Raw genomic sequence first — 21,706 nt, 5'->3', positions numbered from 1 at the left:
CCTGTAGCCGCTGCCGCAGGCTGCGATAAGGCTCGAAGAGCCTTCCGAGGCCCTCAAGAGCGCGTCTCCTTCGGCGCCGATCGCAGCCTTCGCAGCGGCTACAAACGCATCCATACAAAGAATTCCGGAGTTTTGAAACATGGCCAAGATCGCCCCGCAACTGCCCATCGAAGTCGACAGCGAAACCGGTGTCTGGACCTCCGACGCCCTGCCGATGCTGTACGTACCGCGTCACTTCTTCGTCAACAACCACATGGGCATCGAGGAAGTGCTGGGCGCCGACGCCTACGCCGAGATCCTCTACAAGGCCGGCTACAAATCCGCCTGGCACTGGTGTGAAAAAGAAGCCGAATGCCACGGCCTGGAAGGCGTCGCGGTGTTCGAGCACTACATGAAGCGCCTGTCGCAGCGCGGCTGGGGCCTGTTCAAGATCCAGGACATCGACCTCGACAAGGGCACCGCCAGCGTCAAGCTCGAACACTCGGCCTTCGTCTACGTGTACGGCAAGGTCGGACGCAAGGTCGACTACATGTTCACCGGCTGGTTCGCCGGCGCCATGGACCAGATCCTGGCCGCCCGCGGCAGCAAGATCCGCACCGTCGCCGAACAGGTCTACGGCGGTTCCGAAGAAGGCCACGACGACGGCCTGTTCATCGTCAAGCCGTTGTAAGCGGAGTTAAGAAAATGGCTTTCGAAGCGATGTTCCAGCCGATCCAGATCGGCAAACTGACCATCCGTAACCGCGTGCTCAGCACCGCGCACGCCGAGGTCTACGCCACCGACGGCGGCATGACCACCGACCGCTATGTGAAATATTACGAAGAGAAAGCCAAGGGCGGGATCGGCCTGGCGATCTGCGGCGGCTCGTCCGTGGTGGCCATCGACAGCCCGCAGGAGTGGTGGAGCTCGGTGAACCTGTCCACCGACCGGATCATCCCGCACTTCCAGAACCTGGCCGACGCCATGCACAAGCACGGCGCCAAGATCATGATCCAGATTACCCACATGGGCCGCCGCTCGCGCTGGGACGGGTTCAACTGGCCGACCCTGATGTCGCCGTCGGGCATCCGCGAACCGGTGCACCGCGCCACCTGCAAGACCATCGAGGTGGAAGAGATCTGGCGGGTGATCGGCAACTACGCCCAGGCCGCGCGCCGGGCCAAGGCCGGTGGCCTGGACGGCGTCGAACTGTCCGCCGTGCACCAGCACATGATCGACCAGTTCTGGAGCCCGCGGGTCAACAAGCGGACCGACGAATGGGGCGGCAGCTTCGAAGGCCGGATGAAGTTCGGCCTGGAAGTGCTCAAGGCGGTGCGCGCCGAGGTCGGCGACGATTTCTGCGTGGGCATGCGTATCTGTGGTGACGAGTTCCACCCGGACGGCCTGTCCCACGAGGACATGAAGCAGATCGCCAAGTATTACGACGACACCGGCATGCTCGATTTCATCGGCGTCGTGGGCTCGGGTTGCGACACCCACAACACCCTGGCCAACGTGATTCCGAACATGAGTTATCCACCGGAGCCGTTCCTGCACCTGGCCGCCGGCATCAAGGAAGTGGTCAAGGTCCCGGTGCTGCACGCGCAGAACATCAAGGACCCGAACCAGGCCACGCGCATTCTCGAAGGCGGTTACGTCGACATGGTCGGCATGACCCGCGCGCACATCGCCGACCCGCACCTGATCGCCAAGATCAAGATGGGCCAGATCGACCAGATCAAGCAGTGCGTGGGCGCCAACTATTGCATCGACCGCCAGTACCAGGGCCTGGACGTGCTGTGCATCCAGAACGCCGCGACCTCCCGTGAATACATGGGCGTGCCGCACATCATCGAGAAGTCCACCGGGCCCAAGCGCAAGGTGGTAGTGGTCGGTGCCGGCCCGGCCGGCATGGAGTCGGCGCGGGTGGCGGCCGAACGGGGCCACGACGTGACCCTGTTCGAGAAGAAGGACGCCATCGGCGGGCAGATCACCACGGCCGCGAAAGCGCCGCAGCGCGACCAGATCGCCGGTATCACCCGCTGGTATCAGCTGGAGCTGGCTCGCCTGAAGGTCGACCTGCGCCTGGGCACCGCGGCCGATGCCGAGACCATTCTCGACCTGCGTCCGGACATCGTGGTGCTGGCCGTCGGCGGGCATCCGTTCCTCGAGCAGAACGAACACTGGGGCGCCGCCGAAGGGTTGGTGGTCAGCAGCTGGGACGTGCTCGACGGCAAGGTCGCGCCGGGCAAGAACGTGCTGGTCTACGACACCATCTGCGAGTTCACCGGCATGTCGGTGGCCGACTTCCTCGCCGACAAGGGCAGCCAGGTCGAGATCGTCACCGACGACATCAAGCCGGGCGTGGCCATCGGCGGTACGTCGTTCCCGACCTACTACCGCAGCATGTACCCGAAGGAAGTGATCATGACCGGCGACATGATGCTGGAAAAGGTCTACCGCGAAGGCGACAAGCTGGTGGCGGTGCTGGAGAACGAATACACCGGCGCCAAAGAGGAGCGGGTGGTCGACCAGGTGGTGGTGGAGAACGGCGTGCGGCCTGACGAAGCGATCTACTACGCGCTCAAGGAAGGTTCGCGCAACAAGGGCCAGATCGACGTCGAAGCCCTGTTCGCGATCAAGCCACAGCCTTCGTTGAGCCAGGCGGGCGACGGTTATCTGTTGTTCCGCATCGGTGACTGCGTGGCCCAGCGCAACACCCACGCGGCCATCTATGACGCCCTGCGGATCTGCAAGGATTTCTAAGCGCTTGTGGATAACCCCGTAGGAGCGAGGCTCGCCCGCGAAGACCATGGATCAGCCGACATCTCTGTTGAATGTCGGCACGTCTTCGCGGGCAAGCCTCGCTCCTACGGGGGCTAGCAAGTCATCCAGGTAGTTAAGCCCGAGGTCTTTGGGAGCTCCACCATGTTGAACACCCTTCTTCCCATCTTGCTGTTCGCAGCCATCGGCCTGGCTGTTCTGGGCGCGTTGCGGCGGGTGGCCATGTGGCGCCGGGGCCGTGCGTCCAAGGTCGACCTGATCGGCGGCCTGCTGGCCATGCCCAAGCGCTACATGGTCGACCTGCACCACGTGGTGGCGCGGGACAAATACATCGCCAACACCCACGTGGCCACGGCTGGCGGCGCGGTGGCGTCCATCGTGCTGGCGATCCTGGTGCACGGTTTCGGCCTGCATAACCGCATCCTCGGCTATGCGTTGCTGCTGATGTCGGCGGTGATGTTCGTCGGCGCGATCTTCGTCTACCTGCGCCGCCGCAACCCGCCGTCGCGCTTGTCCAAGGGCCCGTGGATGCGCCTGCCGAAAAGCCTGCTGGCGTTCTCGGTGTCGTTCTTCCTGGTGACCCTGCCGGTGGCCGGGATCCTTCCGGAAAACTTCGGCGGCTGGGTACTGGCCGCGATCCTTGGCGTCGGTGTGTTGTGGGGCGTGTCCGAATTGTTCTTCGGCATGACCTGGGGCGGCCCGATGAAGCACGCCTTCGCCGGTGCCCTGCACCTGGCCTGGCACCGCCGCGCCGAGCGTTTTGGTGGCGGCCGTTCCACCGGCCTCAAGCCGCTGGACCTGGAAGACCCGAACGCGCCGCTGGGCGTGGAAAAACCCAAGGATTTCACCTGGAACCAGCTGCTGGGCTTCGACGCCTGCGTGCAGTGCGGCAAATGTGAAGCGGCGTGCCCGGCCTTCGCTGCCGGCCAACCGCTGAACCCGAAGAAACTGATCCAGGACATGGTCGTCGGCCTGGCTGGCGGCACTGATGCCAAGTTCGCTGGCAGCCCGTATCCCGGCAAGGCCATTGGCGAACACAGCGGCAACCCGCACCAGCCGATCGTCAACGGCCTGGTGGACGCCGAGACCCTGTGGTCGTGCACCACCTGCCGTGCCTGCGTCGAGGAATGCCCGATGATGATCGAGCACGTCGATGCCATCGTCGACATGCGCCGTCACCTGACCCTGGAAAAAGGCGCGACCCCGAACAAGGGCGCCGAAGTCCTGGAAAACCTGATCGCCACCGACAACCCGGGCGGCTTTGCCCCGGGCGGGCGGATGAACTGGGCGGCGGACCTCAACCTGGCGCTGCTGGGCGAGAAGAAAACCACCGACGTGCTGTTCTGGGTCGGTGACGGCGCCTTCGACATGCGCAACCAGCGCACCCTGCGCGCCTTCGTCAAAGTGCTGAAGGCGGCCAAGGTCGACTTCGCGGTGCTGGGCCTGGAAGAACGCGACAGCGGCGACGTGGCCCGGCGCCTGGGCGACGAGGCGACCTTCCAGCTGCTGGCCAAGCGCAATATCCAGACCCTGGCCAAGTACAGCTTCAAGCGCATCGTCACCTGCGACCCGCACAGTTTCCATGTGCTGAAAAACGAATACGGCGCCCTCGGCGGCGAGTACGTGGTGCAGCACCACAGCACCTACATGGCCGAGCTGATCGCCGGCGGCGCCCTGAGTCTGGGCCAGCACAAAGGCAACAGCGTGACCTATCACGACCCGTGCTACCTGGGCCGCTACAACGGCGAGTACGAGGCGCCGCGCGAGGTCCTGCGCGCCCTGGGGATTGAGGTCAAGGAAATGCAACGCTCCGGTTTCCGCTCGCGCTGCTGCGGCGGTGGCGGCGGCGCGCCGATCACCGACATCCCGGGCAAGCAGCGGATCCCCGACATGCGCATGGACGACATCCGCGAAACCGGCGCCGAGCTGGTGGCCGTGGGTTGTCCACAGTGCACCGCGATGCTCGAAGGCGTGGTCGAACCACGGCCGCTGATCAAGGACATCGCCGAACTGGTGGCCGATGCGTTGCTCGAAGACGCCGCGCCTGGCAAGCCGGTGACCCCGGCCAAACGTGAACCTGCGGAGGCCCACTGATGAGCGACATTATCCGCCGCGACCCGCGGGCCGAATGGATCGCCCGCAACCGCCTGCACCCGCTGCACGCGGCCATGCAGCCGGCGCAGCACAGCTGGATGGGGCCCAACGGCATCCTCCGCAAGAACCCCCACGGGGTCGGTTTCATCGGCCCCAACGGCATCAAGCGCATCGACCGCAGCGGCGCCCAGCAGGGCGGGGCGGTCAAGCGCAGCGCCGCGGTCGAAGTCCAGCTGCCGCTGCATCAGGTGGCGCAGCCGGCGTTCTACATCAGCGTGGTGCCGGACATGGTCGGCGGCCGCCTGAGCAGCCACGACCGCGATCTTCTGGGCCTGGCCCACCAGTTGGCCGGCAAGGACGGCGCGGTACTGGCGGTGGTGTTTGGCGAGCACAAGGAAAACGCCTTCGCCACGGCCGGCGTCGACCGCCTGCTGGTGCTCGAAGGCAACGAATTCAGCGGTTATGCACCGGAACAACGGGTCCAGGGCCTGCGGGCTGTGGATAACCAGTTCAGCCCGCGCCACTGGTTGCTGCCCGACAGCCGCACCGGTGGCGGCGAACTGGGCCGGCGTTTTGCCGCGGCCCTGGGCGAACGCCCGGCCACGCGGGTCTGGCAGGTCAAGGACGAGCAGTGCATCGGCCGTGCCGGTGCCGGCCTGCAGGACCTGGCGCGACCGTTGGCGCGGCTGATCCTGGCCGCCGCCGAATGCGCCGAGCCGGTCAGCGAAACCCGTCACGAAGCCCTGCCGGTGGAGTTATCCACAACGGTGGCGCGCAGCCTGGCGCGGATCGAGGACCTGGGCGCGGTGGCGGTGGACCCGGCGGCGATTCCCATGGCCGAGGCCGAATTCATTTTCTCCGGCGGCAACGGGGTCAAGGACTGGGCGCTGTTCCACCGGACCGCCGAGGCCCTGGGCGCCACCGAAGGCGCGTCGCGCGTCGCGGTGGACGACGGCTTCATGGCCCGCGACCGCCAGGTCGGCGCCTCGGGCACCTGGGTCACCGCGCGGGTCTATGTGGCGGTGGGTATTTCCGGGGCGATCCAGCACCTGCAGGGCATCGGCGCCTGCGACAAGGTGGTGGCGATCAACCTCGATCCGGGCTGCGACATGATCAAACGCGCCGACCTGTCGGTGATTGGCGAGAGCGCCGAGATTCTTCAAGCCTTGACCGCGGCGGTAGAGGCCTACCGCAATGGCGCCAAGCGTGATGCGGCTTAAGGGAAGGACAGAGCTTATGAGTACCAATGTGATCAGCCTGGTGTCCATCGGCGCCCACCCGACTTCCGGCCGGCCACGGCGCGCCGAGCAGGATGCGCGGGCGGTCGAGCTGGGGCTGCAACTGGCCGGGGACAAGCTGCAAGTGCTGCATGCCGGTGATATCGCCGAGCCGGCCCTGCGCGCCTACCTGGGCATGGGTCTGGAACAGATGCACGTGCTGGAGCAGTCGGCCGGTGCCGATGCGCTGCCGGTACTGACCGATTACCTGCGCGATGCCGGGGCGCAAGTGGTGCTCACCGGCAGCCAGGCGGAAACCGGCGAAGGCTCGGGCATGCTGCCATTCCTGCTGGCGGAAAACCTTGGCTGGCCGCTGGTGGTGGGCCTGGCTCAGGTGGAATCCATCGACGCTGGCGTGGCCCTGGTGCTGCAAGCCCTGCCGCGTGGCCAGCGCCGCCGGTTGAAGGTACGCCTGCCGTTCCTCGCCACTGTGGATAACGCCGCGCCCAAGCCACGGCAGAGCGCCTATGGCCCGGCCCGGCGCGGGGTATTGCAGGCGCGGCAGGTGGAGGTGCTCGACGATGAGTTATTCACCAGCGCCACCCTGCAACCCGCCAAGCCGCGGCCCAAGCGTCTGAAAGTGATCAAGGCCAAGAGCGGCGCCGACCGCATGAAAGCCGCGACCGCCAAGGCCAGCGGCGGTGGCGGCCAGGTGCTCAAGGGCGTCAGCGCCGAAGCCGGTGCCGAGGCCATCCTCAAGCTGCTGATCGAAGAGGGCGTGGTCCGCTAGGGCTTGGCCTCGTATTTCGTTATCGCGAGCAAGCTTCGCTCCTACGGGGGCGAGGCTTGCCCGCCACTGATTTCCCCGCCTTTACCCACAATCGCTGTGCGCGCCTCTGTGGATAATATGTTCGTCCCTCTCTGCAGGCCTCGCCAATCAAGCGCTACAGCGCGTTGTACGAAAAACGACCAGGCTAAGTCGAGGTTTTTACGCAGGTTTTTCTGTGGATAAGGAATTTCCACGACCATCGCCCGCCGACCAGTTGCCCCCAAAGTCTGTTGGCCTCTTTGTGGATAAGATGTTCGCTGTCCGCTGAGAGCCTTATAAAAAGCTGCTTGTAGAGGTCTGGTCAAAAAATAGGCAAAAGTAGGCTTTTACCCTTGCGGCAGCCCTGGAACCTCGATATTTCGCGCTGTGCAGCGGTTTTCCACAGCGCAGGGACCGTTGTGGCGAAGTTGCCCCCAAAGTCTGTTGGCGCTTCTGTGGATAAGGTGTTCGCCTTCGTCTACAGGCCTTTGAATACGTGGCTTACAGGGCTTCGTACAAAAAATGATCAAGAGCCTGCGAAAAAGCCCTTTCTGGATAAGTCACGGATTTTCTTCGGTTTCTCTCGACGAATCCGCCGGCTGAAAGCCGAGTTGCCCACATTTGCTGTGGGTGGAGATGTGGATAACTTGTTCGCGGAAGGCTGGGAGCCTTGTCGGCCATGGCCGGGAAGGGTTCAGATCAAAAAACGTACAGCAAGCTTGCCCCCGTAAGGAGCGAAGCTTGCTCGCGATGAACGCTAACGCGGTGGTTCGGGTACACCGTGTCGCGGCCTTCGCGGGCAAGCCTCGCTCCTACAGAAGCCCAGCCCGGGATCAGCCGTGGACCGGCACGCCCTTGAGGTACGGCGCCGGTTCGGCACCGAGGTTGCTCAGCATGCGCTCGCTGTACCAGTCGACGAAGTTGACCACGCCGAACTCGTAGGTCTTGGAGTACGGGCCGGGCTGGTAGGCGGTGGAGTTGATGCCGCGCTGGTTCTCTTCGGCCAGGCGACGGTCCTGGTCGTTGGTCGCGTCCCACACCTGGCGCATGCGCTCCACGTCATAGTCCACGCCTTCGACCGCGTCCTTGTGCACCAGCCACTTGGTGGTGACCATGGTTTCCTGGGCGCTGATCGGCCACACGGTGAACACGATGATGTGGTCGCCCATGCAGTGGTTCCAAGAGTGCGGCAGGTGCAGGATGCGCATCGAGCCCAGATCCGGGTTCTTGATCCGGCCCATCAGCTTGGCGCAGCCCTGCTTGCCGTCCATGGTCATGGACACGGTGCCCTTGAGCAGCGGCATGCGCACGATGCGGTTGCGCAGACCGAAGCTGGCGTGGGCATAAGGGATCTTCTCGGCTTCCCAGGCGGCGGCGGAGGCAGCCACGTGGTCCTTGAACGCCTGGTCGGCGCGCGGGTCGGTGACGTCGTCCCACTCCAACAGGGTTTTCAACAGCTCCGGGTGCGAACCGCCGCAGTGGTAGCACTCGCGGTTGTTTTCCAGCACCAGCTTCCAGTTGGCCTTTTCCATCAAGGTGGTTTGCACCGCCACCTTGGTGTTCTCCATGTCGTAGGGTTCCATGTAGTGCGTCAGGGTCGCCAGGAAGTCATCGATGGCCGGCGGGTTCTCGGCCAGCGAGATGAAGATGTAGCCACCGGCGGTCTTCACGTTCACCGGCTTGAGGCCGTACTGCTTCATGTCGAAGTCGGCACCCATCTCGGTGCCGGCGAACAGCAGGCGGCCGTCCAGCTCGTAGGTCCACTGGTGGTAGTGGCAGACCAGCTTGGCGACCTTGCCTTTGTCGCTGGTGCACAGGCGCGAACCGCGGTGGCGGCAGACGTTATGGAAGGCGTGGACCACGCCGTCGGCGCCGCGGATCACGATGATCGGGTTCTTGCCGACCTGCAGGGTCATGTAGTTGCCCTTGGTCGGAATCTCGCAGGTCATGCCGGCGATCAGCCATTCCTTCTGGAAGATCTCCTGCATGTCGATATCGAACAGGCGTTCGTCGCAGTAGAACGGCTGCGGCAGGGAAAAGGTCCGCTCGCGTTCTTGGAGCATTTGTGCGGTGGCCTTGCGTGCGGGTTCCAGCGGATCGCCCAGGCTCAGGGTTGCGGTGACGTCCATCGTTTTGGTCCTCATGGCCATCTGTGTGGCCGGCGAAATTTATCTACGGTTACGACGCAAGGCTGAAAAATCAGCGGTTCTCAGTTGAGGCGAGTGTGGGGCCGGCGCGGCGCCGAACCTTATCCATGGGCGACATGGCCCAATCTGTTCCCGACGCGCAAGCCCCGGTGGTTGGGGGCTGGTCGCGATAAGCATGTGAATGTCGCAGATAGGTAAATGGGCGTTTATGGGCCTGCGCACAATCGCCACCATAGAGGCCGGCAGTCGGCCGTGGAGATCAGCATGTCCAATAACTTCCTGAACCCGGTAACCACCCAGACCTGGGCCAATGGCCGACACATCGTCCGTTGCGTCAAAGTCATCCAGGAAACCTGGGACGTGCGCACCTTCTGCTTCATGGCCGACCAGCCGATCATGTTCTTCTTCAAGCCGGGGCAGTTCGTCACCCTGGAGCTGGAGATCGAAGGCCAGCCGATCATGCGTTCCTACACCATTTCCAGCTCGCCCTCGGTGCCGTACAGCTTCTCGGTGACCATCAAGCGCGTCCCTGGCGGCAAGGTTTCCAACTGGCTGCACGACACCCTGCACGAAGGCCAGGATCTGGCGGTGCACGGGCCGGTGGGGCTGTTCAACGCCATCGACTTCCCGAGCCCGAAAGTCCTGTACCTCAGCGGCGGCGTCGGCATCACCCCGGTGATGTCCATGGCGCGCTGGTTCTACGACACCAACGGCAATGTCGACATGGTGTTTATCCACAGCGCGCGCTCGCCCAAGGACATCATTTATCACCGCGAGCTGGAGCACATGGCGTCGCGGATCGACAACTTCAGCCTGCACCTGATCTGCGAGAAGCACGGCCTGGGCGAGCCCTGGGCCGGTTATCGCGGCTACCTGAACCACAAGATGCTGGAGCTGATGGCGCCGGACTTCCTCGAGCGTGAAGTGTTCTGCTGCGGCCCGACCCCCTACATGAACGCGGTCAAGCGCCTGCTCGAGGCCAGCGGCTTCGACATGTCGCGTTACCACGAAGAGTCCTTCGGCGCGACGCCGGCGGAAGCCCGGGCCGACGCGGTGGAACAGGCCGAGCAAGCGGCCGAGGCCCCGGAGATCGACGTCGCCGACCTGCATCAGGTGGAATTCACCGCTTCCGGCAAGAGCATCCGCGTGGCGCCGGGCGAAACCGTCCACGCCGCTGCGGCCAAGCTTGGCCTGATGATCCCCAAGGCCTGCGGCATGGGCATCTGCGGCACCTGCAAAGTGCTCAAGCTGGGCGGGGAAGTGGAGATGGACCACAACGGCGGCATCACCGAGGAAGACGAAGCCGAAGGCTACATCCTGTCCTGCTGCAGCGTGCCGAAGGGCGATGTGCGGGTCGAGTATTGAGCGGCGGACCCATACCGATAACCCATAACCCGTAGCCGCTGCCGAGCCCGCGAGGCTGCGAACGAGGACGCAGTCCTCGCAAAACCTGAGCACGCGGTGTTCCAGAAAGAACGGGCTATCCGGTTTTACGACTGCTTTGCAGTCGATCGCAGCTTCGTGCCTTGGCAGCGGCTACAGATTGATCCGCTCGTTCAATCGATGAACAGGTCCGTCATCAGCGCTTCGCGGCAGTCGGGGTCGAAGCGGTAATGGGCGAAGTCGCTCACCCCTTGTTCGCGCAGGATTTCCTCGTCGATCAGTAGCCGCCCGGTAATGCGACGCTGGCTGCTGGAGAGAATCGCATGGGCCGCATCGGCCATGATCGCAGGCGTGCGCGCATGCTTGAACGATTCGCGCGAACCCAGCTGGAACTCGATGGCGGCGGTGGCGATCATGGTCTGCGGCCAAAGCGAGTTGACGCTGATGCCGTAATGCTGGAATTCCTCGCTCATGCCCAGGGTCAGCATGCTCATGCCGTATTTGGTCACGGTGTAGGGGCTGTACTGGGCGAACCACTTGCTCGCCAGGTTCAGCGGCGGCGACAGGTTGAGAATGTGCCCGGCGCTGCTTTTCAGGTAGGGCAGGGCCGCCTGGCTGCACAGCAGCACGGCGCGGGTGTTGATCTGGTGCATCAGGTCGAAGCGCTTGAGCTCGATGTGCTGCACCCCGGTCAGCTTGATCGCCCCGGCATTGTTGACCAGCGCATCGATGCCGCCGAAATGCCCGGCGGCCTTGGCCAGCGCCTGGCGCACCGCCTCTTCGTCACGCACATCCACCTGCAACGCCAGGGCCTTGCCGCCCGCCGCCTCGACCTCGCGGGCCACGCTGAAGATGGTCCCGGGCAGCTTGGGATGGGGGTCGGCGCTTTTCGCCGCGATCACGATATTGGCCCCGTCCCGCGCCGCCCGCAGGGCGATTTCGCGACCGATGCCGCGACTGGCGCCGGTGATGAACAGGGTCTTGCCTTGTAGGGACATGGAGACGCTCCTGATTATTGTCGTTATCCGAGCGGTACAGCGGCTCGCCAGTCAATCTAGTTCATGTCTGGCGACGCGCGCGGATCAGCAACAAAAAGGCGCGGGGCCGCTCCCGTCACCGAGCCGGGCGGGAGCGGCTGGCGAGGGCGCTTAGCCGGCCATGACCTGGCGAATGTCCGCGGCCAGTTCGCGTACCCGGGCTTCTTCGGTGTCCCATGAGCACATGAAGCGCGCGCCGCCTTTGCCGATGAAGGTGTAGAAGCGCCAGCCCCGGGCGGTCAGCGCGGCGATGGCCGGTTCCGAGAGTTGCAGGAACACGCCGTTGGCCTGCACCGGGAACATCAGTTCCACCCCTGGAATGTCCGCCACCAGCTCGGCCAGCAATTGCGCGCAATGGTTGGCGTGGCGGGCGTATTTGAGCCAGGCGTCGTTTTCCAGCAGGCCGACCCAGGGCGCGGACAGGAAGCGCATCTTCGAGGCCAGCTGGCCGGCCTGCTTGCAGCGGTAGTCGAAGTCTTCGGCCAGCTTGTGGTTGAAGAACAGGATCGCCTCACCCACCGCCATGCCGTTTTTCGTACCGCCGAAGCACAGCACGTCGACCCCGGCTTTCCAGGTCAGGTCGGCGGGCGAGCAGCCGAGGAAGGCGCAGGCGTTGGAGAAGCGCGCGCCGTCCATGTGCAGGTTCAGCCCCAGCTCCTTGCAGGTGGCGCTGATGGCGCGGATTTCCGCCGGGGTGTAGACGCTGCCGACCTCGGTGGCCTGGGTCAGGGTCACCACCCGCGGCTTGGGGTAGTGGATGTCCTGGCGCTTGAGGGCGATTTCGCGGATCGAGTCCGGCGTCAGCTTGCCGTTCTCGGTGCCGGCGATCAGCAGCTTGGAGCCGTTGGAGAAGAATTCCGGCGCGCCGCATTCGTCGGTTTCGACGTGGGCGGTTTCCGAGCAGATGACGCTGTGGTAACTCTGGCACAGCGACGACAGCGCCAGGGAGTTGGCGGCGGTGCCGTTGAAGGCGAAGAACACCTCGCAGTCGGTCTCGAACAGCTTGCGGAAATAATCGGCGGCGCGTGCGGTCCACTGGTCGTCGCCATAGGCGCGTTCGTGGCCGCGATTGGCTTGTTCCATGGCCGCCCAGGCCTCGGGGCAGATGCCGGAATAGTTGTCGCTGGCGAATTGTTGGCTCTTGTCGGTCATGGCCGTCTTCCGTGCTAAAGGTCCGAGAGGGGAGTCTTTCGATAAAGGGCTCCGGATAAGGTGCTCCTGGGTAAGGAACCCTTGGGTGAAGCGTGCGCAACGAAGTCTGGTCCAAGGGCGCCGCACGGGCCCTGCAGAGATCGTGGTGCGTCACTTTACCCAAGATTGAGGAGGGCGCACACGCTCTGTTTATGTGCAAAAAAACCACAGGCCATGAGCAATTATGCGAGACCCGATGCTGACCCCGGCCGCCGCCCGGCGCGACGGCGCCCTGGACCTGCTCAAATGGCTGGCGTTGCTGAGCATGCTGCTCGATCACCTGCGCTATGTCGGCTGGAGCCTGGACCTGCTGTATGTGCCGGGGCGCCTGGCGTTTCCCTGGTTTTGCCTGGCGCTGGCGGTGAATGTAGCGCGCGCCGGCACGGCCAGTCAGCAGGGCGCCGGGCAATGGCGCTACCTGGGCTGGCTGCTGCTGTTCAGCCTGCTCAGCGAGGTGCCGTACCGGTTGTATATCCCGTTCCCGGATACTTTGAATGTGCTGCCGACCCTGGTCCTGGGCCTGCTGGTGGCCCGCGCCTGGCAGCAGGGCGGCGGGCTGGCGTTGTGGCTGGGAGTCGTCGCGGCGTTTCTGGGCGGGCTGTTCGACCGGCACCTGATGTTCGGCCTGTTCGGCGTCTTGCTGCCGCTGGCGCTGTTGCTGGTGCTGCAGCGCCGTGGATATTGGGCGCTGCTGCCGGGGCTGCTGTGCCTGGCGGCCAACCAATGGGAAAACCTGCTGCCGGCGGCGCGCCAGGGCAACGCGGTGGCGGCCTGGGCGCTGCTCGTCTGTGCGCTGGCGCCGTGGCTGGGGCTGGCGATCCTGCGGCGGATGCGCAATGTCTCGCCGCCGCCGATGCGGCGCTGGGCCTACCTGCTGTACCCCGGGCATTTCCTCCTGCTGCTGATGCTGCGCAACCTGCTGGCCTGATGGCTGCGCCGTCATCGCACGCGATTTGCGCCGAACCGTTGTAGGCACGAACGCTCGTAGCCGCTGCCGAGCCTGCGAGGCTGCGCTCGGCCGCGAAGCGGTCGTAAAACGGACAACCTGTCCTTCCTGGCAAACCGCGTGCAGGTTTTGCGAGGACTGCGTCCTCGAGCGCAGCCTCGCGGGCTCGGCAGCGGCTACAGATGCGACACGCCAACCCGAAAGTTGTCGCGCCACTGGTCGCTGGCGGTCGCGGGCAAGCCACCGACATAGAGCCTTCGGGGCGTGGCGTGCACGGGTCTGGGTCTCTCTGCGCCAGGCCATGTCGTAAACGCACCTTTGCGTGGCGTCCATAGGCATTTGACCGGTCAGCGCCGGCCATACCATCGCATCCAAAGGGCACTGCCGCATGGTACGTGCCTCACCGAGACGAAAGGCGCACCGCCGCCGCTGGGAGAGACGCGATGTTCAGCAAGCAAGACCAAATCCAGGGTTATGACGATGCACTGCTGGCGGCCATGAATGCCGAGGAGCAACGTCAGGAAGATCACATCGAGCTGATCGCGTCGGAGAACTACACCAGCAAGCGGGTGATGCAGGCCCAGGGCAGCGGCCTGACCAACAAATACGCCGAGGGCTACCCCGGCAAGCGCTACTACGGTGGCTGCGAACACGTGGACAAGGTCGAGGCCCTGGCCATCGAGCGCGCCAAGCAACTGTTCGGCGCCGACTACGCCAACGTCCAGCCGCACTCCGGTTCCTCGGCCAACAGCGCCGTGTACCTGGCCCTGCTGCAAGCCGGCGACACCATCCTGGGCATGAGCCTGGCCCACGGCGGCCACCTGACCCACGGCGCCAAGGTGTCGTCCTCGGGCAAGCTGTACAACGCCGTGCAGTACGGCATCGACACCAACACCGGGCTGATCGACTACGACGAAGTCGAGCGCCTGGCCGTCGAGTGCAAGCCGAAGATGATCGTTGCCGGCTTCTCGGCCTACTCCAAGACCCTGGACTTCCCACGCTTCCGCCAGATCGCCGATAAGGTCGGCGCGCTGCTGTTCGTCGACATGGCCCACGTCGCCGGCCTGGTCGCCGCTGGCCTGTACCCCAACCCGCTGCCTTACGCCGACGTGGTCACCACCACCACCCACAAGACCCTGCGCGGTCCGCGTGGCGGCCTGATCCTGGCCAAGGCCAACGAAGAAATCGAGAAGAAGCTCAACGCCGCGGTGTTCCCGGGCGCCCAGGGCGGCCCGCTGATGCACGTGATCGCCGGCAAGGCGGTGTGCTTCAAGGAAGCGCTGGAGCCTGGCTTCAAGGCCTACCAGCAGCAAGTGATCGACAACGCCCAGGCCATGGCCGGCGTATTTATCAAACGCGGCTACGATGTAGTGTCCGGCGGCACCGACAACCACCTGTTCCTGGTCAGCCTGATCCGCCAGGGCCTGACCGGCAAGGATGCGGACGCCGCCCTCGGTCGCGCGCACATCACCGTGAACAAGAACGCCGTGCCGAACGATCCACAGTCGCCGTTCGTGACCTCCGGCCTGCGTATCGGCACCCCGGCGGTGACCACCCGCGGCTTCAAGGTTACCCAGTGCGTGGAGCTGGCCGGCTGGATCTGCGACATCCTCGACCACCTCGGCGATGCCGATGTCGAGGCCAATGTCGCTCGTCAGGTATCGGCCCTGTGCGCGGACTTCCCGGTTTATCGCTGAGTGCGGTTTTGGAGTAAATGACTATGCAACGCTATTCGGGCTTCGGCCTCTTCAAGCACTCCCTCAGCCACCATGAAAACTGGCAGCGCATGTGGCGCACGCCGACCCCGAAAAAGGTCTACGACGTGGTCATCGTCGGCGGCGGCGGGCACGGTCTGGCGACCGCCTACTACCTGGCCAAGGAGCACGGCATCACCAACGTCGCCGTGGTCGAGAAAGGCTGGCTGGGCGGCGGCAACACCGCGCGCAACACCACCATCGTGCGTTCCAATTACCTGTGGGACGAGTCGGCGCACCTGTACGAACACGCGATGAAACTGTGGGAAGGCCTGTCCCAGGACCTCAACTACAACGTGATGTTCTCCCAGCGCGGCGTCTACAACCTGTGCCACACCCTGCAGGACATCCGCGATTCCGAGCGTCGGGTCAGCGCCAACCGCCTTAACGGCGTGGACGGCGAGCTGCTCAACGCCAAGCAAGTGGCCGACGAGATTCCGTACCTGGACTGCTCGAAAAACACCCGCTACCCAGTGCTGGGCGCCACCGTCCAGCGCCGTGGCGGCGTGGCCCGTCACGACGCCGTGGCCTGGGGCTTTGCCCGTGCCGCCGACGCCCTGGGTGTGGACCTGATCCAGCAGACCGAAGTCATCGGTTTCCGCAAGGAAAACGGCGTGTGCATCGGCGTCGAGACCAACAAGGGCTTCATCGGCGCCAAGCGCGTCGGCGTGGTCACCGCCGGTAACTCCGGGCACATGGCCAAGCTCGCGGGCTTCCGCCTGCCGATCGAATCGCACCCGCTGCAAGCGCTGGTGTCCGAGCCGATCAAGCCGATCATCGACAGCGTGATCATGTCCAACGCGGTGCACGGTTACATCAGCCAGTCCGACAAGGGCGATCTGGTGATCGGCGCCGGTATCGATGGCTGGGTCGGCTACGGCCAGCGCGGTTCGTACCCGGTGATCGAGCACACCATCCAGGCCATCGTCGAGATGTTCCCGATCCTTTCGCGGGTACGCATGAACCGCCAATGGGGCGGCATCGTCGACACCACGCCGGACGCCTGCCCGATCATCTCCAAGACGCCGGTACCGAACATGTTCTTCAACTGCGGTTGGGGCACCGGCGGCTTCAAGGCCACCCCGGGCTCGGGCAACGTATTCGCCGCGAGCCTGGCCAAGGGTGAGATGCACCCGCTGGCCGCGCCGTTTTCCATCGACCGTTTCCACAACGGTGCATTGATCGACGAACACGGCGCTGCTGCCGTCGCCCACTAACAGGAGAAATCCCACATGTTGCATATCTTCTGTCCTCACTGCGGCGAACTGCGCTCCGAAGAGGAATTCCATTCGTCCGGCCAGGCGCATATCCCGCGTCCGCTGGACCCGAACAGCTGCACCGACGAGGAGTGGGGCGACTACATGTTCTTCCGCGACAACCCTCGCGGCCTGCACCACGAGCTGTGGATCCATGCCGCCGGCTGCCGCCAGTACTTCAACGCGACCCGCGACACCGTGACCTACGAGATTCTCGAAACCTACAAGATCGGTACCAAGCCGCAATTCACCGACAAGACCGATAGCCCGAAAGCGGCCACGCAGGCTCTGGGAGAGAAGGTATGAGCCAGTCCAATCGCCTGTCCAACGGCGGACGCATCGACCGCAACAAAGTCCTCAGCTTCACCTTCAACGGCCAGACTTATAAAGGCTTCGAAGGCGACACCCTGGCCGCTGCCCTGCTGGCCAACGGCGTGGACATCATCGGTCGCAGCTTCAAGTATTCCCGGCCGCGCGGCATTTTCGCCGCCGGTGCCGAAGAGCCGAACGCGGTGCTGCAGATCGGCGCCACCGAAGCCACCCAGATCCCCAACGTGCGCGCTACCCAACAGGCGCTGTACCAGGGCCTGGTCGCCACCAGCACCAACGGCTGGCCGAGCGTGAACAACGACATGATGGGGATTCTCGGCAAGGTCGGCGGCAAGCTGATGCCGCCGGGCTTCTACTACAAAACCTTCATGTATCCGCAATCGTTCTGGATGACCTACGAGAAGTACATCCGCAAGGCTGCCGGTCTTGGCCGCTCGCCGACCGAGAACGATCCGGACACCTACGACTACATGAACCAGCACTGCGACGTGCTGATCGTCGGCGCCGGCCCTGCCGGCCTGGCCGCGGCCCTGGCGGCTGCGCGCAGCGGTGCGCGGGTGATCCTCGCCGACGAGCAGGAAGAATTCGGCGGCAGCCTGCTGGACAGCCGCGAAAGCCTGGACGGCAAGCCGGCGGCCGAGTGGGTCGCCACCGTGGTTGCCGAGCTGAAGTCACTGCCGGACGTGACCCTGCTGCCACGGGCCACCGTGAACGGCTACCACGACCATAACTTCCTGACCATTCACGAGCGCCTGACCGACCACCTCGGCGACCGTGCACCGATCGGCCAGGTGCGCCAGCGCATCCACCGGGTGCGCGCCAAGCGCGTGGTGCTGGCCACCGGCGCCTGCGAGCGTCCGCTGGTCTACGGCAACAACGACGTGCCGGGCAACATGCTGGCCGGCGCGGTCTCGGTCTACGTGCGCCGCTACGGCGTGGCGCCGGGCAAGAAGCTGGTGCTGAGCACCAACAACGACCATGCCTACCGTGTGGCCCTGGACTGGCTCGACGCCAGCCTGCAAGTGGTGGCCATCGCCGATGCCCGTCACAACCCACGCGGCGCGCTGGTGGAAGAAGCCCGCGCCAAGGGCATTCGCATCCTCACCTCCAGTGCGGTGATCGAAGCCCGTGGCAGCAAGCATGTGACCGGCGCCCGCGTCGCGGCGATCGACGTCAAGGCCCACAAAGTCACCAGCCCCGGCGAGTGGCTGGACTGCGACCTGATTGCCAGCTCCGGCGGCTACAGCCCGGTGGTGCACTTGGCGTCGCACCTGGGCGGCAAGCCGATCTGGCGTGAAGACATCCTCGGCTTCGTGCCGGGCGAAGCACCGCAGAAACGCGTGTGCGTCGGCGGCATCAACGGCGTCTACGGCCTCGGCGACTCCCTGGCCGACGGTTTTGAAGGTGGCGTGCGCGCTGCCAGCGAAGCGGGTTTCAAGGCCGTGGAAGCGGTACTGCCCAAGGCCCTGAGCCGCGTGGAAGAGCCGACCCTGGCGCTGTTCCAGGTGCCCCATGAAAAAGGCACCGCGCGCGCGCCCAAGCAATTCGTCGATCTGCAGAACGACGTCACCGCCGCCGCCATCGAACTGGCGACCCGCGAGGGCTTCGAGTCGGTCGAGCACGTCAAGCGCTACACCGCGCTGGGCTTCGGTACCGACCAGGGCAAGCTCGGCAACGTCAACGGCCTGGCCATCGCGGCCCGTTCGCTGAACGTGAGCATCCCGCAGATGGGCACCACGATGTTCCGTCCGAACTACACGCCGGTGACTTTCGGCGCCGTGGCCGGCCGTCACTGCGGGCACATCTTCGAGCCGGTGCGTTTCACCGCCCTGCATTCGTGGCATGTGAAGAACGGCGCCGAATTCGAGGACGTCGGCCAATGGAAGCGCCCCTGGTACTTCCCGAAGAACGGCGAAGACCTGCACGCCGCGGTCAAGCGCGAGTGCAAGGCGGTGCGCGACAGCGTCGGCCTGCTCGACGCCTCGACCCTGGGCAAGATCGATATCCAGGGCCCGGACGCCCGTGAGTTCCTCAACCGCATCTACACCAACGCCTGGACCAAGCTCGACGTGGGCAAGGCGCGCTACGGCCTGATGTGCAAGGAAGACGGCATGGTCTTCGACGACGGCGTGACCGCCTGCGTCGGCGAAAACCACTTCATCATGACCACCACCACGGGCGGCGCGGCGCGCGTCCTGCAATGGCTGGAGATCTATCAGCAGACCGAATGGCCGGACCTCAAGGTGTACTTCACCTCGGTCACCGACCACTGGGCGACCATGACCCTGTCCGGGCCGAACAGCCGCAAGCTGCTCAGCGAAGTCACCGACATCGACCTGGACAAGGACGGCTTCCCGTTCATGACCTGGAAGGAAGGCCTGGTGGGCGGCGTGCCGGCGCGGGTGTTCCGCATTTCCTTCACCGGCGAGCTGTCGTACGAAGTCAACGTCCAGGCCGATTACGCCATGGGCGTACTGGAGCAGATCGTCGAGGCCGGCAAGAAGTACAACCTGACCCCGTACGGCACGGAAACCATGCACGTACTGCGGGCCGAGAAGGGCTTCATCATCGTCGGCCAGGACACCGACGGCTCGATGACCCCGGACGACCTGAACATGGGCTGGTGTGTCGGTCGCACCAAACCGTTCTCGTGGATCGGCTGGCGTGGCATGAACCGCGAAGACTGCGTGCGTGACCAGCGCAAGCAACTGGTGGGCCTGAAACCGATCGACCCGAACCAGTGGCTGCCGGAAGGCGCGCAACTGGTGTTCAACACCAAACAGGCGATCCCGATGAGCATGGTCGGTCACGTGACCTCCAGCTATGCCCACAACTCCCTGGGTTATTCGTTTGCCATGGGCGTGGTCAAGGGCGGCCTGAAGCGGATGGGCGAGCGGGTGTTCGCGCCATTGGCCGACGGCACGGTGATCGAGGCGGAAATCGTTTCTTCGGTGTTCTTCGATCCGAAAGGCGATCGCCAGAACGTTTAACAAAGGTCCTGTAGCCGCTGCCGAAGGCTGCGATAAGGTTCGAAGAACCTTCCGGCGCCATCAAGAGCGGCGCCTGCTTCGCAGTCGTTCGCAGCCTGCGGCAGCGGCTACAGGATCGGTGGTTTTCGCACAACAGAATTTCAAGACAGGTGCTCTATGACCGCAGTCAACGTTTACCAACAGCGCCCGACCACTGGCGCCAAAGCCGAGTCGTCGCTGCACCATGCCGACCTCGCCAGCCTGGTGGGCAAGGGCCGCAAGAACGCAGGCGTGACCCTGCGCGAGAAAAAACTCCTCGGTCACCTGACCATCCGTGGCGATGCTCATGACCCGGCCTTCGCTGCCGGCGTGCACAAGGCCCTGGGCCTGGAGCTGCCAGTGGCCCTGACCGTGGTCGCCAAGGGCGAAACCAGCCTGCAGTGGATGGGGCCGGACGAATGGCTGCTGGTGGTGCCGAGCGGTGAAGAGTTCGCCGCCGAGAAGAAACTGCGCGAAGCGCTGGGCGACCTGCACATCCAGATCGTCAACGTCAGTGGTGGCCAGCAGATCCTCGAGCTGTCCGGCCCGAAGGTGCGCGAAGTGCTGATGAAGTCCACCAGCTACGACGTGCACCCGAACAATTTCCCGGTGGGCAAGGCCGTCGGCACGGTGTTCGCCAAGTCGCAACTGGTGATCCGCCGCATGGGCGAAGACACCTGGGAACTGGTGATCCGCCGCAGCTTCTCCGATTACTGGTGGTTGTGGCTGCAGGATGCCGCCGCCGAATACGGCCTCAGCGTCCAGGCCTGAGATTGCCTTCGCGGGCAAGCCTCGCTCCTACAGGTCCGCAACGAACCGTAGGAGCGAGGCTTGCCCGCGAACAACCGCGAAGCGGTTACCCATAACAAAAGGAGCCACCGCATTATGAGCCGCGCCCCCGACACATGGATTTTGACCGCCGACTGCCCCAGCGTGCTTGGCACGGTGGACGCGGTGACCCGCTTTCTGTTCGAGCAGGGCTGCTATGTCACCGAGCACCATTCCTTCGATGACCGGCTTTCGGGGCGTTTTTTCATTCGCGTGGAATTCCGCCAGCCCGACGACTTCAACGAGCAGGGCCTACGCGACGGTTTGGCCGAGCGTGCCCGGGCCTTCGACATGAATGTCGAGCTGACCCCGCCGCAGCACCGGCCGAAAGTGGTGATCATGGTTTCCAAGGCCGATCACTGCCTCAACGACCTGCTGTACCGCCAGCGCATCGGCCAGCTGGCGATGGACGTGGTGGCGGTGGTGTCCAACCACCCGGACCTCAAGCCGTTGGCCGACTGGCACCAGATCCCGTATTACCACTTCCCGCTGGACCCCAACGACAAACCGTCCCAGGAGCGCCAGGTGTGGCAGGTGATCGAGGAGTCCGGCGCGGAACTGGTGATCCTTGCGCGCTACATGCAAGTGCTGTCGCCGGAGCTGTGCCGCAAGCTCGATGGCAAGGCGATCAACATCCACCACTCCCTGCTGCCCGGTTTCAAGGGCGCCAAGCCTTATCACCAGGCCTACAACAAGGGCGTGAAGCTGGTGGGCGCCACCGCGCACTACATCAACAACGACCTGGACGAAGGCCCGATCATCGCCCAGGGCGTGGAAGTGGTGGACCACAGCCATTATCCCGAGGACCTGATTGCCAAGGGGCGCGATATCGAAGGCCTGACCCTGGCGCGGGCCGTGGGTTACCACATCGAACGGCGGGTGTTCCTCAACGCTAACCGGACGGTGGTGCTTTAACACAGGTCGCTTTGCGGCCATCGCGGGCA

The 21,706-nt window shown here is 64.6% G+C and carries 16 protein-coding genes; 13 read left to right on the top strand and 3 right to left on the bottom strand.

From position 1 onward, the window contains the following. The first annotated feature begins 139 nt into the window (after positions 1–139). The 5 genes from BLV20_RS19900 (at position 140) to BLV20_RS19880 (ending at position 6,864) form a co-directional block, all read left to right on the top strand. Complete coding sequence (locus BLV20_RS19900) at positions 140–670, top strand: 4-vinyl reductase (protein WP_003177589.1); 531 nt, start codon at positions 140–142, stop codon at positions 668–670. Positions 671–684: 14 nt separating this feature from the next. Beyond that, positions 685–2,745, top strand: coding sequence for a dimethylglycine demethylation protein DgcA (dgcA, locus tag BLV20_RS19895; RefSeq protein WP_092304194.1), 2,061 nt, complete (start codon positions 685–687; stop codon positions 2,743–2,745). Between the two features lie 162 nt (positions 2,746–2,907). Further along, entirely contained in the window at positions 2,908–4,857 is a 1,950-nt protein-coding gene (gene dgcB, locus BLV20_RS19890; protein WP_092304193.1) for a dimethylglycine demethylation protein DgcB, read from the top strand. After that, positions 4,857–6,077, top strand: a complete 1,221-nt coding sequence (locus tag BLV20_RS19885) for an electron transfer flavoprotein subunit alpha (RefSeq protein ID WP_092304192.1) — start codon at positions 4,857–4,859, stop codon at positions 6,075–6,077. The genes dgcB and BLV20_RS19885 overlap by 1 nt, the downstream gene beginning before the upstream one ends. 16 nt (positions 6,078–6,093) lie before the next feature. After that, the gene (locus BLV20_RS19880; RefSeq protein WP_092304191.1) at positions 6,094–6,864 is read left to right on the top strand and encodes an electron transfer flavoprotein subunit beta; all 771 of its coding nucleotides are present in this window, start codon (positions 6,094–6,096) and stop codon (positions 6,862–6,864) included. Positions 6,865–7,715: 851 nt separating this feature from the next. Here BLV20_RS19880 and gbcA read toward each other — a convergent pair. Further along, complete coding sequence (gene gbcA, locus BLV20_RS19875; protein ID WP_092304190.1) at positions 7,716–9,011, bottom strand: glycine-betaine demethylase subunit GbcA; 1,296 nt, start codon at positions 9,009–9,011, stop codon at positions 7,716–7,718. Positions 9,012–9,293: 282 nt separating this feature from the next. Between gbcA and gbcB the strand changes: the two genes are divergently transcribed. Beyond that, on the top strand, positions 9,294–10,394 hold the full coding sequence (gene gbcB / locus BLV20_RS19865; RefSeq protein WP_092304189.1) for a glycine-betaine demethylase subunit GbcB: 1,101 nt from the start codon (positions 9,294–9,296) through the stop codon (positions 10,392–10,394). Positions 10,395–10,585: 191 nt separating this feature from the next. Here the strand turns inward: gbcB and BLV20_RS19860 are convergent, their stop codons facing one another. Then, on the bottom strand, positions 10,586–11,410 hold the full coding sequence (locus BLV20_RS19860) for an SDR family oxidoreductase (protein WP_092304188.1): 825 nt from the start codon (positions 11,408–11,410) through the stop codon (positions 10,586–10,588). A 150-nt stretch (positions 11,411–11,560) separates the two neighbouring features. Further along, positions 11,561–12,601 (bottom strand): threonine aldolase family protein, encoded by a 1,041-nt coding sequence (locus BLV20_RS19855; RefSeq protein WP_092304187.1) that lies wholly within the window; start codon positions 12,599–12,601, stop codon positions 11,561–11,563. A gap of 223 nt (positions 12,602–12,824) precedes the next feature. Here BLV20_RS19855 and BLV20_RS19850 point away from each other — a divergent pair, with 223 nt between their 5' ends. The 7 genes from BLV20_RS19850 to purU all read left to right on the top strand — a co-directional run bounded on the left by BLV20_RS19850 (position 12,825) and on the right by purU (position 21,677). Further along, positions 12,825–13,568 carry a TraX family protein gene (locus BLV20_RS19850; RefSeq protein ID WP_092304186.1) on the top strand — a complete coding sequence of 248 codons (744 nt, stop codon included), beginning with the start codon at positions 12,825–12,827 and terminating at the stop codon, positions 13,566–13,568. Positions 13,569–14,029: 461 nt separating this feature from the next. Further along, the gene (gene glyA / locus BLV20_RS19845; RefSeq protein ID WP_009045942.1) at positions 14,030–15,283 is read left to right on the top strand and encodes a serine hydroxymethyltransferase; all 1,254 of its coding nucleotides are present in this window, start codon (positions 14,030–14,032) and stop codon (positions 15,281–15,283) included. A 23-nt stretch (positions 15,284–15,306) separates the two neighbouring features. Beyond that, complete coding sequence (locus tag BLV20_RS19840) at positions 15,307–16,557, top strand: sarcosine oxidase subunit beta family protein (RefSeq protein ID WP_007926378.1); 1,251 nt, start codon at positions 15,307–15,309, stop codon at positions 16,555–16,557. Positions 16,558–16,572: 15 nt separating this feature from the next. Continuing rightward, positions 16,573–16,902 (top strand): sarcosine oxidase subunit delta, encoded by a 330-nt coding sequence (locus tag BLV20_RS19835; RefSeq protein WP_092304185.1) that lies wholly within the window; start codon positions 16,573–16,575, stop codon positions 16,900–16,902. Next, entirely contained in the window at positions 16,899–19,916 is a 3,018-nt protein-coding gene (locus BLV20_RS19830; RefSeq protein ID WP_092304184.1) for a sarcosine oxidase subunit alpha, read from the top strand. Before BLV20_RS19835 ends, BLV20_RS19830 begins: the two co-directional genes overlap by 4 nt. Before the next feature lie 156 nt (positions 19,917–20,072). Beyond that, positions 20,073–20,705: a sarcosine oxidase subunit gamma gene (locus BLV20_RS19825; RefSeq protein WP_092304183.1), complete on the top strand. Its 633-nt coding sequence runs from the start codon at positions 20,073–20,075 to the stop codon at positions 20,703–20,705. A 114-nt stretch (positions 20,706–20,819) separates the two neighbouring features. Next, the gene (gene purU / locus BLV20_RS19820; protein WP_092304182.1) at positions 20,820–21,677 is read left to right on the top strand and encodes a formyltetrahydrofolate deformylase; all 858 of its coding nucleotides are present in this window, start codon (positions 20,820–20,822) and stop codon (positions 21,675–21,677) included. The last annotated feature ends 29 nt before the right edge of the window (positions 21,678–21,706 follow it).

The organism is Pseudomonas sp. NFIX28 (assembly GCF_900107395.1).
Taxonomy (GTDB): Bacteria; Pseudomonadota; Gammaproteobacteria; order Pseudomonadales; family Pseudomonadaceae; genus Aquipseudomonas.
Note: the sequence above shows the minus strand (reverse complement) of the source record. Positions and strands in the feature narration are given on the sequence as shown.